A 13,643-nucleotide genomic window follows, 5' to 3' on the forward strand; every position below is an offset into this window, starting at 1 on the left:
TCTCGTTTAAAAGCTCGCCTGCACGGCGTTCAGAGCCTGCTGATCCACGACGGGGCGCGCCCGGGTCTGGGCATCACGCACGTAGGCGTTGAAAATATTCTGTGCCAGAGCCTGATCCATCTGTGTGCTCAAGGCATCATGCAACTGGCGCAGTTCATCCGTATCTTCCGGAGGCAGGATTTCATCCAGACGTACAATCCAGGCCGCTCCGTTGCCGCCAATAACGCGCAACTCGCCGGGTTCCATGGCGAATACTTCGTTCATGAAATCGGCAGGAACGTCATCCAGAAACGCGGTACGGGTCAGGGCGTTTTCGACGCGGAAGGGCAGACCGGTCGTGGCAAAATCACCGTCAGTGGCCAGTTGGTTCAGTATGGCATCCGCCTTTTCCCGCAGGGCTTTGTTGGCCTCGGTCTGTTGCCAGGCCGCAGCGACACGGTCGCGTGCGCTCTCCAGTGGTTCTGGGCGGCGCGGCAGAACCTCGTCCAGGCGCAGGGCAAAAACTGACCCGTCTTCGAGGAATGCGATTTCAGGGAAATCCCCTTCCTGCACAGCTTCCGCGGCCGCTCGGAACCCGTCATATGCCGCAACGCCTTCAGCGCTGTCGCGGGTCCAGTCGATCTGACCCAGTTCCATTTCGGTTTCTTCAGCCAGTTCTTCCAGAGTGGCACCGCCGGCCAGCATGTCGTTGATATCTTCGGATTGCGCCTCGATAAGACGGCGGGCGCGTTCCGTCGCCAACTCTTCCCGAAGTGCCGGCTCGGCCTCTTCAAATGGAACATTGTTCGCGGCCAGTGATCCGTTGACACGGAACAGGGCCGGACCAAACACCGAAGGCAACGGGCCTACGACTGTGTCAAGCTCGGCCGCAAATACGGCGTCCGCAGCATCGCCCAGATCCTCACGTGTCACGTCGCCCAGATCGATGTCGTTGAGTTCAAGATCGCGATCCCGAACCAACTGTTCAAAGGTCGTGCCACCAACTTCAAGCTGCGCCAAAGCGTCATTGGCGGCCTGTTCGTTCGAGAAGTTCAGGCGTTCAACCAGGCGACGTTCGGGCTGGTTGTATTCGTCGGACCGTTCTTCATAAAGCTTCCGCAGCGCGTCTTCGTCGATTTCCACCGTGTCAACCAACATTGCAGGCGACAGAATCGTATATGTCAGTTTCTTGGTGCGGGGCAGGGTAAACTGGTCACCGTTGTCATCATAGAATGTCTGGATCTGCGCATCCGTTGGGTCGGTCACGGGTGTATCCAGCGCTTCGGTTCCAACGGTTGCGACCGTAAAGCTGCGCCGCGCACCGATGTAGTCGACCATCGTGTCCGTCAGCGTTGCCGGCATTTTCACGCCGCCCATGATTGCGCCCTGTACGATCGTTCGGGCGGATTCCTTGCGCAGATCGGATTCGAATTCGGAATCGGTCATGCCGACCTGTTCCAGCTGAAAGCGATAGGATTCACGGTCAAAAGTTCCGTTGACACCCTGAAACGCCGGAATCGAGATGATCTCTTGCTGAAGATTCTCATCGCCGATGGAAATCCCAAGCTGACCGACCTCGTTATCCAGCGCTGCCAAAGCGGTCAGGCGGGCAAGGGCGTTTCGGTCCAGACCGAGCTCGCGCGCTTGCGACATCTGCAAAGGTTGCCCGGATTGTGCTTCGACCGCTCGGATCTCGCGCTGCAATTCGCGCACATAATCTTCGACCGAGATGCTTTCGTCGCCGACTTGCGCAACTGTGCGGATCGTCCCGCTGAGGTTGACCGCGCCGAATCCCGCAAGGCCCAGCATCAGCAGGCCCATCAGAATCCAGACAAAGGTTTTCGAAAGACTTTTAGCGCCTGCGGCCATGATGCCCTCTTGTTTTTTCAGCAGAGTTCTGCCCTGTCGGTTGCGGCCCTGAATACGACGCACACCGCCGAGGGGCAAGCTTAGAAGGACAGGTCCTGCAACCGGTCGAACAATTGACCCAGCCCGGCCCGATCCAGATTGGCAAAAGCAATGCGAACCTGTCGTTTTCCGGCCGGGTCATGATCCGGCATGAACATGGTGCCGGGTAACAGCAGCACACCTGCTTCGCTGACCAGACGACGGGCAAACTCATCCGACGGCATGTCAAACGGATGTTCGAGATAGGCGAAATAGGCTCCAAGTCCCAAAAGTCGCCACCCCCGGACTTCAAGCGCCGGAATCCCTTCTGCAATGGCTGCGCGGCGGTCCAGAATTTCATCGCGCTCGCCGGCCAGCCATTGCGACAGGTTTTGCATCCCCCATAACGCTGCGAACTGGCCGATCTGGCCCGGGCAAATGGCGACCGTGTCCAGAAATTTCTCCACCTCGGCCAACAGCGCCGGGCTTGTCGCGATGGCGCCAACCCTGTGGCCCGTCAGACGATAAGCCTTGGAAAAAGAGTACAGGTGGACAAGGGTTTCGTCCCAGTCTGGTTGCTGAAACAGATCATGAGGGGGGCCACTGCGACTGTCAAAATCGCGATAGGTTTCATCGACGATCAGGCGAATCCCGGTTTCACGGGCCAGGTTATAGAAGGCCCTGACAAGTTCGGCAGGGTATTCGACACCGCCCGGATTGTTGGGCGTGACCAGTGCAATGGCGCGGGTCTTGTCCGTAATCAAATCGCGCGCACGCTCTGGATCGGGTAGAAGGTCATCGCCGGTCGGCAGGTCCACGGCCTGTACTCCGGCCATGTCCAACCACATTTTATGGTTGAAATACCATGGGGTTGGCAGAATGACCTCATCCGCTTCGCCGGTGATCGCCGATATCACGGCCGAAAACGCCTGATTGCAGCCTGATGTGATGGCGATCCGAGGTGCATCTACCTGTGCGGCATAGTGAGAACTGATCTGCGCCGCCAGTTCAGCGCGCAGATCGTCATTGCCCAAAACTGGGCCATAAAGATGTGCGCTGTCTTCGCGAACGGCAAACTCGGCCATGGCCTGCCGCAAGGCCAGCGGCGGCGGATCGACCGGGGCCGCCTGGCTTACGTTGATCAACGGGCGGTCGGATGAGAACGCAACGCCCTCGACCCATCGGCGTGCCTCCATCACCGGAGGTGCGAATGTTGCGGCGGTACGGCTGAGCGTCATGTGCGGTCTACTGTTCTGGAATCAATCGGTGCCGCGATACGGCTCGACATATTGAAGGGCCATATCCCATGGGAAAAAGATCCATGTGTCCTGGCTGACCTCGGTGATGAAGGTATCCACCATCGGGCGGCCCTTGGGTTTGGCGTAAACCGTTGCGAAATGTGCCTTCGGATACATATCCCGCACCAGTTCCAGCGTCTTTCCACTGTCTACAAGGTCGTCGATGATCAGAATACCGGTCCCGTCACCCATCAGATCGACGTCCGGAGCTTTCAACACCTCTGCCTCACCCTGTTCCTGATGGTGGTATGAACGTACGCTGATCGTATCGACTGTGCGGATGTCCAGTTCGCGGCTGACGATCATTGCAGGCGCCATGCCCCCGCGCGTGATCGCGACAACACCCCGCCAGTTGCCATCATCGGGCCCTTGCCCGTCAAGACGCCAAGCCAGTGCTCGCGAATCGCGATGAATTTGGTCCCAGCTGATGTGAAAGCCTTTTTCGTGGGGCAGGCGGTCTTTGGCGCTCATGTTCTTAACCTTTTTCAACGTCCGGTGCGTCAACGGCCTTCATGCCGACAATATGATACCCGGAATCCACGTGCAGGTTTTCACCGGTTACGCCGCTGGACAGATCCGACAACAGATACAGGGCCGAGTTTCCGACATCGTCAATGGTCACGTTCCGACGTAGGGGAGAGTTGTATTCATTCCACTTCATGATATAGCGGAAGTCACCGATACCACTGGCGGCCAGAGTTTTGATCGGGCCGGCTGAAATAGAGTTCACCCGGATGCCATCCTTGCCCAGATCTTCAGCCAGGTATTTGACCGACGCCTCAAGCGCGGCCTTGGCAACCCCCATCACATTGTAATGCGGCATGACCTGTTCGGCCCCGTAGTACGTAAGCGTCAAGGCACTACCGCCTTCGGACATCATCCTTTCTGCGCGCTGCATCACTGCTGTGAAAGAATAGACCGACACATCCATCGTCAGTTTGAAATTGGCGCGGCTGGTGTCGACATACCGGCCGCGCAGTTCGTTCTTGTCAGAAAAGCCGATGGCGTGAACGACGAAGTCCAGTTTGCCCCATTTCTCTTCCAGTGCCGTAAAAAGCGCATCAATAGATGCCTCGTCACTGACGTCGCAGGGCAGAACGATTTCGCTCGCCAATTGCGCCGCCAGTGGGTCGACGCGCTTTTTCAAAGCGTCGCCTTGATAGGAAAAGGCCAGCTCGGCCCCGGCATTCGACAAGGCGCGGGCGATTCCCCATGCTATTGATTTGTCATTGGCCAGTCCCATGATGAGGCCGCGCTTGCCGGCCATCAACTGATTTGACATGTTCGGTTCTCCGCCTGTCTTCGCGTTATGTTGAGTTGGTTTATGCCATTGGTTGCGTTGCATCAAGGCCGTGCGCTCTTGCCCGCAGCGGGTTCTCGCCTTAGGTTCGTCGTTAATACTTTCCAGGGGATGGAAATGACCGAGCGTGATGGCATCTTTGCTGGCTCCGATCCGTTTGAAATAGCGGCCCGGTGGTTGGCTGAGGCTGAAGAAACCGAACTGAACGATCCGAATGCGATTGCGCTTGCAACCGTTGACCCGGATGGCTTGCCCAATGCACGCATGGTGTTGTTGAAGGAAATCGAAGCGGATTCGTTTGTTTTCTTTACCAACTACGAAAGTGCCAAAGCCAGAGAACTGGACACCGCCGGAAAAGCTGCGTTTGTGATGCATTGGAAATCTTTGCGGCGTCAACTTCGTGTTCGTGGTACAATAAGTCGTGAAAACGGGCCCCAGGCAGATGAGTATTATGCATCAAGGTCATTGAAAAGCCGGCTGGGCGCGTGGGCTTCAAAGCAGTCGCAACCGCTTTCGAGCCGGACAGCTTTGATGGCAGAGGTCGCAAAAGTGACCGCGAAACTTGGGCCGAATCCACCGCGTCCGCCATTTTGGGGCGGGTACAGATTGACGCCTACAGAGATTGAGTTCTGGGCCGATGGAGCATTCCGCTTGCATGATCGGTTCAGATGGCAACGAATTGAGCCGGGATCGGCGTGGCATGTTGAAAGGTTGAATCCATGACGTTCACGTGTCGTGAAATGCAACAAGCAGAAAATAAAGGATTTTTTCAGCTTGAATTTGCCTGCCATTCCCATAAACAACAAACCCTTAACGAACTGTTGATATTCGCGATGGGAAAACCGTGCCAGAAGACCTGAACAACATGTACCGCGTCCGTGGACACGTAAAATGGTTCGACCCTGCCAAGGGTTATGGCTTTGTTGTGTCCGAAGAGGGCGGCCCTGATATCCTGTTGCACGTGAATGTTCTGCGCAATTTCGGCCAGAGCTCGGTTGCGGACGGTGCCAGCATTGAAATCATGACTCACCGCACGGACCGGGGGGTTCAGGCGGTAGAGGTTGTCGCCATTGATCCGCCGGCGCGGACCGACTCGATGATGCTTGCCGACTTCGCCGAGCTGGATCCGGAGGTTATTGCAGAAGCGCCCCTGGAAGCCGCGCGGGTGAAGTGGTTCGACAAAGGTAAAGGTTTCGGATTTGCGAATGTCTTTGGGCGTAACGAAGACGTATTCCTTCACATTGAGGTGTTGCGCCGCTCGGGGCTCGCTGATCTTCAGCCCGGCGAAGCGCTGGCCATGAGAGTGATCGACGGCAAGCGTGGCCGGATGGCCGCGCAGGTTCTGGCCTGGGAAGCAGCATTGGATAGCTGAACCGCATGAAACGGATTCTGGCAGTCTTGACCATATTCTTAACGTTGTGGGCAGGAAGTGCTGTTGCTGCATGCAGGTCGGACCGGGTGGCGCTCAGAAATGACAGTGCGACGGTGCAGTTTAACGTCGAAGTCGCTGTCACGCCGCAGGAGAGAGCTCGCGGGTTGATGTTTCGCGAATCGTTGCCGACTCGATCCGGCATGTTGTTCGTGTTTGATCCGCCGCAGCCTGTTGCCTTCTGGATGAAGAACACCCTGATCCCGCTTGATATGATTTTTGTGGATCGCACCGGTTTGGTGACGCGTGTGCATGAAGGGGCGATTCCGGGTGATCTTACGCCGATTGAAGGGGGCGATTCCGTTTTTGCGGTGTTGGAAATTAATGGCGGATTGTCTGCGCGCTACTCCATCGCGCCCGGGACAGAGATGAAGCACGAAATTTTTTCGCAAGGACCCGCAATTTGGCCCTGTTAGGGCTTTTCAAATCAGATCGGCATCGTTAGGAAGGCGCACGGTCCGGGGCGTGGCGCAGTCTGGTAGCGCACCTGTTTTGGGTACAGGGGGTCGTAGGTTCGAATCCTGCCGCCCCGACCATTTCCATCAAGCTAATTCGGCGAGCCTCCCATTGACTGGTAGAGCTCGCTGATGGCCTGGTCCAAAACCTTGCTTTCAACTGGAACTTCAACTGCGGTGCCGGATTTTTGCGGCACGTGGAAGAAAACGCGTGCGTCTACGCGATATCCGGCGTTTGTTTTCGTTGATGTAAGGCGCATGACACTTTGAGGAAGATCCTGCGGATGGCCGTCATAGTTCAGAATCAGATAAGCCGTCGCCTTGGGAGGCAGGAATTCACTGCATTCAAAAACTTGATTCCTGGTTTTCTTGAAAGACTCGCCGGGGCCCGAACAACTGGTTTCAAACGTGTCGAACAGGCGCTGAGGGAAGGTGTCAAACTGTGCGCTGCGTGACGCGATGGGCACATCTTGTGGTGCGCACGCCACGATGCAGGCTACCGCCGGGATAAAACGAAGCAACTTCATTCGTTTGAGTCTCCTCCCTCTTGGGGGCACCGTTTTGTGCAGGGCGCGGGTCCGTCTGCCCGAACGGTGTTGATTCTCGTTCAGCGTAACCAGCATGCCATTAGTTGATCAAATGCTGATAACTATGCTGGTAAAAACGGGAATTCGTTATGAGACTTCCAAGCGCCGGCGGAAATTTGCCGTGGATGAAGCTGTGGAGGAATCGCCGCCCGCTCGCAGACGGGCTTACACAACGGTCAGGTCAATATAAAAGATTTCAAAAATGACCGAAAAAGGGCGTTGACCTACTATGGGAACATACGTCAAATTGTATGAACCAACGAGAGTGCCACAATATCTGGTGTTTAAACCGGAAAAGGCAGCGGGCGAGGGTCGGATAAGCACAAGCGATTTACGTGCGGTCGCACTAGCGGCTTTACGCTGTCTCAGGCAGCGAACAGTACCTTTTTGCACGCTTCTTAGGGCGTTGTGGGCGACACCCTGCAACACAAGATTTGGTGTCGGGAATCGGAAATTGAGCTGTATTAACCAGGGCTGCGGACATGAAGATTGAAAGAAAATTCACCAAATCGGATCAGGACGCCTATGCGGAACTGAATTTTGTGTCCGCAACGTCTGAAATCCGAAATCCGGACGGTACAATTGTTTTTCGGCTGGATGACGTCGAAGTCCCTTCCAGCTGGTCGCAGGTCGCAAGCGATGTAATTGCGCAGAAATACTTCCGCAAGGCGGGGGTGCCCACCAAGCTCAAGAAAGTGAAAGAAAAAGATGTTCCCGAATTTCTGTGGCGCTCGGTTCCGGCTGAGGGCGCAGAGTTCGAAGGAGAAACATCGTCGAAGCAAGTGTTCGACCGTCTGGCCGGTGCCTGGGCCTATTGGGGCTGGAAGGGCGGCTATTTCTCGACCGAAGAAGACGCGCGCGCCTATTTTGACGAGATGCGCTATATGCTGGCGACCCAGCGCGCGGCACCGAACTCTCCGCAATGGTTCAACACTGGCCTGCACTGGGCCTATGGCATCGACGGACCGGCGCAGGGGCACCACTATGTCGACTACAAGACCGGCAAGCTGACCAAGTCGAAATCGGCCTATGAACATCCGCAGCCGCATGCCTGCTTCATCCAGTCGGTTGATGACGACCTGGTGAACGAAGGCGGCATCATGGATCTGTGGGTGCGCGAGGCGCGCCTGTTCAAATACGGCTCGGGCACCGGGACAAACTTCAGCCATCTGCGTGCAGAAGGAGAGGCGCTGTCGGGTGGCGGTAAGTCTTCGGGGCTGATGGGCTTTCTCAAGATCGGCGACCGCGCCGCTGGCGCGATCAAATCAGGCGGGACAACCCGTCGGGCAGCAAAGATGGTGATCGTCGATGCAGATCACCCTGACATCGAGAAATTCATCGAATGGAAGGTGATTGAAGAGCAGAAGGTAGCCTCGATCGTTGCCGGATCGAAGATGCACGAGAAGATGCTGAACGGCCTTTTCGAGGCTATCCGCACGTGGGACGGCGCGCAGGAAGATGCCTACGATCCGAAAAAGAACGACGCGTTGAAAACGGCCGTTCGAGAGGCAAAAAAGGTCGCGATCCCGGAGACTTATATCAAACGCGTTCTGGATTACGCCAAGCAGGGCCACGACAGCATCGAGTTCCCGACTTATGATACAGACTGGGATTCGGACGCTTACAGCTCGGTCTCGGGCCAGAACTCGAACAACTCGATCCGCGTGACTAACGCGTTCCTGACTGCTGTCGAGAAAGACGCGGACTGGCAGCTGATCAACCGCACCGATGGCAAAGTCGCAAAGACTGTCAAGGCGCGCGATCTTTGGGAAAAGGTTGGTCACGCCGCATGGGCTTGTGCTGATCCGGGCATCCAGTTCCACGACACGGTCAACGAATGGCACACATGCCCCGAAGATGGTGAGATCCGCGGCTCGAACCCGTGCTCTGAATACATGTTCCTTGACGACACGGCCTGTAATCTGGCGTCGATGAACCTGCTGACCTTCCTCAAGGATGGAGAGTTCCAGGCAGCGGATTATATGCATGCCTCACGCCTGTGGACCCTGACGCTGGAAATCTCGGTGACGATGGCGCAGTTCCCGTCGAAAGAAATTGCGCAACTGTCCTATGACTTCCGCACCTTGGGTCTGGGCTATGCCAATATCGGCGGATTGCTGATGAACATGGGCTACAGCTACGACTCGGACGAGGGTCGGGCGATCTGTGGCGCGCTGACTGCGATCATGACCGGCGTGGCCTATGCGACCTCGGCCGAGATTGCCGGTGAGCTTGGCCCGTTCACAGGCTATGAGCGCAACGCGGACCACATGCTGCGCGTCATCCGCAACCATCGCCGTGCGGCGCAAGGCGTGACAGACGGATACGAGAAACTGGCGGTCAAGCCAGTGCCACTGGATCATGGCAACTGCCCCGACAAGCGTCTGGTCGATCTGGCCATGTCAGCCTGGGATGAGGCGCTGAGCCTTGGTGAGAAGAACGGCTATCGCAACGCGCAGGCCACCGTGATTGCTCCAACCGGCACCATTGGTCTGGTGATGGATTGCGACACCACCGGGATTGAGCCTGACTTTGCACTGGTGAAGTTCAAGAAGCTGGCCGGTGGCGGCTACTTCAAGATCATCAACCGCTCGGTGCCTTCGGCGCTGGAAAAGCTGGGCTATTCCTCGTCGCAGATCGAAGAGATCGTATCCTATGCCGTTGGTCACGGCACCATCGGCAACGCGCCGGGGATCAACCATACCTCGCTGACCGGTCACGGCTTTGGCCCGAATGAACTGGCAAAGGTGGACGCCGCGCTGGAAAGCGCCTTCGACATCCGGTTCGTCTTCAACCAATGGACACTGGGTGAAGATTTCTGCACGGGCGTTCTTGGCATCCCGGCGACCAAACTGAACGATCCGACCTTCGATTTGCTGCGGCATCTGGGCTTTACCCGTGCGGATATCGAGGCAGCCAATGACCACGTTTGCGGAACCATGACACTGGAAGGTGCGCCGCATCTGAAGGAAGAGCACTACTCGATCTTCGATTGCGCCAATCCGTGTGGCAAGAAAGGCAAGCGTTTCCTTGGAGTTGACAGTCATATCACCATGATGGCGGCGGCACAGAGCTTCATCTCGGGTGCGATCTCGAAAACGATCAACATGCCGAATGACGCAACCATCGAGGATTGCCAGAAAGCCTATGAACTCAGCTGGTCGTTGGGTGTGAAGGCCAACGCGCTTTATCGTGACGGCTCGAAACTGTCGCAGCCGCTGGCGGCTGCACTGGTCGAGGATGACGACGAGGCGGCAGAAGTGCTGGAAAGCGGTTCGATGCAGGAAAAGGCCGTCGTCCTGGCAGAAAAGGTGATCGAAAAGGTTGTGGTCAAAGAGATCATCCGCAGCCATCGCGAGAAACTGCCGCATCGCCGCAAGGGCTATACCCAGAAGGCAATCGTCGGTGGCCACAAGGTGTACCTGCGCACAGGTGAGTTCGAAGACGGTCAGTTGGGCGAGATTTTCATCGACATGCACAAGGAAGGCGCTGGCTTCCGGGCGATGATGAACAACTTCGCCATCGCCGTGTCGGTTGGCCTGCAATATGGCGTGCCGCTGGAAGAGTTCGTGGATGCGTTCACATTCACCAAGTTCGAACCGGCGGGGATGGTGCAGGGTAACGATTCGATCAAGAATGCGACGTCGATCCTGGATTACATCTTCCGCGAACTGGCCGTGTCCTACCTGGATCGCACCGATCTGGCCCATGTGAAACCCGAGGGCGCTACCTTTGACGATCTGGGTCGCGGTGAAGACGAGGGTGTCTCGAACGTCTCTGAAATCAGCGAAAGTGCCGCGTCCAAGTCTTTGGAAGTGTTGAAACAAATCAGCTCGACTGGGTATCTGCGTAAGCGCTTGCCACAGGATCTGGCTGTGTTCAATGCTGGCCAGGCTGAATTGAATGGCATGGCCGAACCCGCAGCTGCTTTCGAAGAACCGCCAGCCGAAACGGCGGTGGCCACCAGCATGGACGCCCGCACAAAGGCCAAGATGCAGGGTTATGAAGGCGATCCTTGCGGCGAATGCGGAAATTACACGCTGGTGCGTAACGGCACGTGCATGAAGTGCAACACCTGCGGCGCGACAAGCGGGTGTAGCTGAGAACAACGCCCCGGCACCCCGGGGCGTAGGGGTCGGACGCTGCCCTAGGTAACCGACCCCGACGAACTCGGAGAAAGGACACAAAACTTACCAATTGACCTTTCTCCACTCGGCCGACATGCCCGTGTTGGCCGGGAACAGGGTGGGGCGGAATACTTGCTCCTTCCCACTCTTTCACGGAACGGGTGCGCTCGTTCCATGCGACGTCCAGGCCGCAGGCAAAAAAATACCGGGCGGTCAACGAAATGAGCCTGGATGGCGAAACTGACAGGGGGCTTCGGCCCCCTTTCTTTTTTTGCGCCGAGCTGCTCGGATAAGCGCAGTCTTGCCGGATCAGGCAATGCCTTTCGGGCATGTCCCGCCGAAATGGGTCTGGCGAAGTTTTGCCCGGCGGCGCTTCGCGACTCCGACTCGGTCAAACACGCAAGGATTGGCGCGATTTCCTCCCGATCGCGCAAAACGGGTGACGCGCGTGGCTGTTGCGGTGTTTCTGGGGCCTGTCCGGACGAAGACATAATCAACCTATCCAGGAGGCACCAAAATGAAACCGCAGTATTTGATTGGGATTTCCATCGCTGCTCTGACCCTGCCGGGAGTGCTCTCGGCGCAGTCCTCAACCGATGCCAATGGCGATGGCGTTCTGACCATCGAGGAAATCCAGGCCGTGTTGCCCGACGTTGACGCCGACACGTTCTCGGCGATGGACGCAAACGGCGACGGGGCGCTGGACGCTGATGAGGTGGCCGTTGCGCAAGAGGCAGGATTGCTTCCGCCCAGCAACGGGTAAACAAGAAAGGGCGGCCCGACACTCATCGGGCCGCTTTTTCAGATGCTATATCGGCAAGTGAATGTTGAACTTTTCCCGAAGCTCCGCGTCAAGCAGCGGGTCGAACCGGGCCGCTGACGGGGTGGACAGTATCTCTTCCTTGCGGGCAGTTGCCTTTTCAACCAGATCCGGCTTGCCGAGCTCCACCCACTCCTTGGGGGAAGAGCGGTCCCCAAACGTCGGATAGACATAGTCAGCCTGCATCCGGCTGAGGGTTGCATCCGTTCCCAGATAATGACCAGGCCCCCCCATGCATACGGACGCGATCTGATCCAGTGCCAAGGTTTCATCCGTCACTTCGATCCCGCGCACACAGCGCTGTGCCTGACCGATCAGGTCGTCGCTGAGAATGAGGCTTTCGAAGCAGAAACCCAGCAGAGAAGCGTGCATACCAGCGGCCTCATAAACCATGTTCAACCCGGACAACCCCGCCATCACGTTCGAGCACATCTGTTCCCATCCGGCTTGCATGTCAGGCAGCTTCGAATCTGATGCACCGGCTGCTGCGCCTCCCGGCAAATCGTAGAAACGGTGCATCTGGGCACAACCTGCCGTCAACAGGGCTTGCTCACCCGAACCGATGGACATTGCGCCAGTTCGCAGATCAAGGCCAAAGGGCCAGGTGCCAAAAATTGCGGGGGCACCGGGGCTTACGGCATTTACATAAACCAGACCAGCAAGGCATTCCGCTGTCGCCTGGGCGATTGCACCAGCGATTGTCGATGGCGCGGTGGCACCAGCCATCCCGGCTGACAGCAACAGCACCGGCATACCGGCCTTGATGCACTCCTCCATCACTTCACAGCTTTCTGTGGCGAATTTCATCGGCGGGACGACGAAGCAGTTCGAGTTCGAGACAAAAGGGCGCTCGCGATATTTGTCTTCGCCGCCCGCGATCATGTAGATCATCTCCATCGCGGGGGCGACGTGGCTTGGTTCCGTGAAGGACGTGCCGATATGTTTGAACGTTCCCGAACAACTTGCGTAGATCGTGTTCAGGTCCATTTCCAGGTTGTCGACGATATCGCGACAGACCATGGGGCGTTGAACAAAGTGAATATTGTCAAGCTGCTGGCAGATGCGTGCGGCATCATGCAGGTCTTGCACGGTTGAATCGCGATATTCACGACCATGAACGTCGACCATGGAAACGGCGGCGCCAGCCGTGCCGTAATGTACTTTGGTACCTGCCAGTTCCAGATCGGTCTTTCCATCGCGGCTGTACAACGTAACCTTGCGGTTCGCTTTTGCGATCGTGTCTTCGACAAGGGCACGGGGAAAGCGGATGCGGCCATCATCACCCAAAATACAGCCTGCACCGACCAAATAGTCGATTCCGCTTTGCGGAGCGTCGGCAAGACCAATAGTCTCAAGTGCTGTCAGGGCGGCCTCGTGGATACGTTCTATCTGTGCCTGTGTCAGGACATTCAGAACGCCGCCTTCCATACCGGCGCGCACGGGGCGCAGATGATCAGGCAATGCAGTGGCACGGGCCGCGCGACGCGCTGCGCGTCCGCCGCTGCGCGAGGTGTTGCGGGATTGGTCGTTCATTTCTTTTTCCGATCGTTGAGAGATGTTTGGGGAACTGGCTAATGGCCGCTTACGGCCGCCCTCTCGCTGCACGCCCCCTGTCCGCACCAATGGTGCGGCTGATCAGGCTGATTTTCCAGTCGTGGTCCGTCATTCCGCCTCTCAACGTTTGGCGCAAGAATTCCAAAACACGGCGACGCAATCTGTTCTGTTTGCGACCTCAACGGAATTTACTTCAGCAAATATCTG

Annotated in this window: 11 protein-coding genes and 1 tRNA gene; 6 read left to right on the plus strand and 6 right to left on the minus strand. The window is 57.0% G+C overall.

Annotated features, from left to right (window positions below; genetic code table 11):
• Positions 1–6: 6 nt before the first annotated feature.
• The 4 genes from D1823_RS04780 to fabI all read right to left on the minus strand — a co-directional run bounded on the left by D1823_RS04780 (position 7) and on the right by fabI (position 4,446).
• Entirely contained in the window at positions 7–1,848 is a 1,842-nt protein-coding gene (locus tag D1823_RS04780; protein ID WP_117872742.1) for a peptidylprolyl isomerase, read from the minus strand.
• A gap of 80 nt (positions 1,849–1,928) precedes the next feature.
• Positions 1,929–3,104 (minus strand): aminotransferase, encoded by a 1,176-nt coding sequence (locus D1823_RS04785; RefSeq protein ID WP_117868851.1) that lies wholly within the window; start codon positions 3,102–3,104, stop codon positions 1,929–1,931.
• A gap of 21 nt (positions 3,105–3,125) precedes the next feature.
• Entirely contained in the window at positions 3,126–3,635 is a 510-nt protein-coding gene (gene gpt, locus D1823_RS04790; RefSeq protein WP_117868852.1) for a xanthine phosphoribosyltransferase, read from the minus strand.
• Between the two features lie 4 nt (positions 3,636–3,639).
• Positions 3,640–4,446, minus strand: coding sequence for an enoyl-ACP reductase FabI (fabI, locus tag D1823_RS04795; protein WP_117868853.1), 807 nt, complete (start codon positions 4,444–4,446; stop codon positions 3,640–3,642).
• 135 nt (positions 4,447–4,581) lie between these two features.
• Here fabI and pdxH point away from each other — a divergent pair, with 135 nt between their 5' ends.
• The 4 genes from pdxH (at position 4,582) to D1823_RS04815 (ending at position 6,429) form a co-directional block, all read left to right on the plus strand.
• A complete protein-coding gene (gene pdxH, locus D1823_RS04800) occupies positions 4,582–5,187 on the plus strand; it encodes a pyridoxamine 5'-phosphate oxidase (RefSeq protein ID WP_117872743.1) in 606 nt (201 codons plus the stop codon).
• 142 nt (positions 5,188–5,329) lie between these two features.
• Entirely contained in the window at positions 5,330–5,836 is a 507-nt protein-coding gene (locus D1823_RS04805) for a cold-shock protein (protein ID WP_371415306.1), read from the plus strand.
• Between the two features lie 5 nt (positions 5,837–5,841).
• Positions 5,842–6,309, plus strand: a complete 468-nt coding sequence (locus D1823_RS04810) for a DUF192 domain-containing protein (protein ID WP_117868855.1) — start codon at positions 5,842–5,844, stop codon at positions 6,307–6,309.
• A gap of 43 nt (positions 6,310–6,352) precedes the next feature.
• Positions 6,353–6,429, plus strand: a tRNA-Pro gene (locus D1823_RS04815).
• Positions 6,430–6,440: 11 nt separating this feature from the next.
• Here D1823_RS04815 and D1823_RS04820 read toward each other — a convergent pair.
• On the minus strand, positions 6,441–6,875 hold the full coding sequence (locus D1823_RS04820) for a hypothetical protein (RefSeq protein ID WP_117868856.1): 435 nt from the start codon (positions 6,873–6,875) through the stop codon (positions 6,441–6,443).
• A 542-nt stretch (positions 6,876–7,417) separates the two neighbouring features.
• Here D1823_RS04820 and D1823_RS04825 point away from each other — a divergent pair.
• Positions 7,418–11,038, plus strand: a complete 3,621-nt coding sequence (locus tag D1823_RS04825; protein WP_117868857.1) for a vitamin B12-dependent ribonucleotide reductase — start codon at positions 7,418–7,420, stop codon at positions 11,036–11,038.
• Between the two features lie 541 nt (positions 11,039–11,579).
• Complete coding sequence (locus D1823_RS04830; RefSeq protein WP_117868858.1) at positions 11,580–11,825, plus strand: hypothetical protein; 246 nt, start codon at positions 11,580–11,582, stop codon at positions 11,823–11,825.
• A gap of 45 nt (positions 11,826–11,870) precedes the next feature.
• Here D1823_RS04830 and D1823_RS04835 read toward each other — a convergent pair whose 3' ends face one another.
• Positions 11,871–13,415, minus strand: coding sequence for a trimethylamine methyltransferase family protein (locus D1823_RS04835; protein ID WP_117868859.1), 1,545 nt, complete (start codon positions 13,413–13,415; stop codon positions 11,871–11,873).
• Positions 13,416–13,643: the final 228 nt, after the last annotated feature.

Origin of the sequence: Ruegeria sp. AD91A, from assembly GCF_003443535.1 — a bacterium.
Lineage (GTDB): Bacteria > Pseudomonadota > Alphaproteobacteria > Rhodobacterales > Rhodobacteraceae > Ruegeria.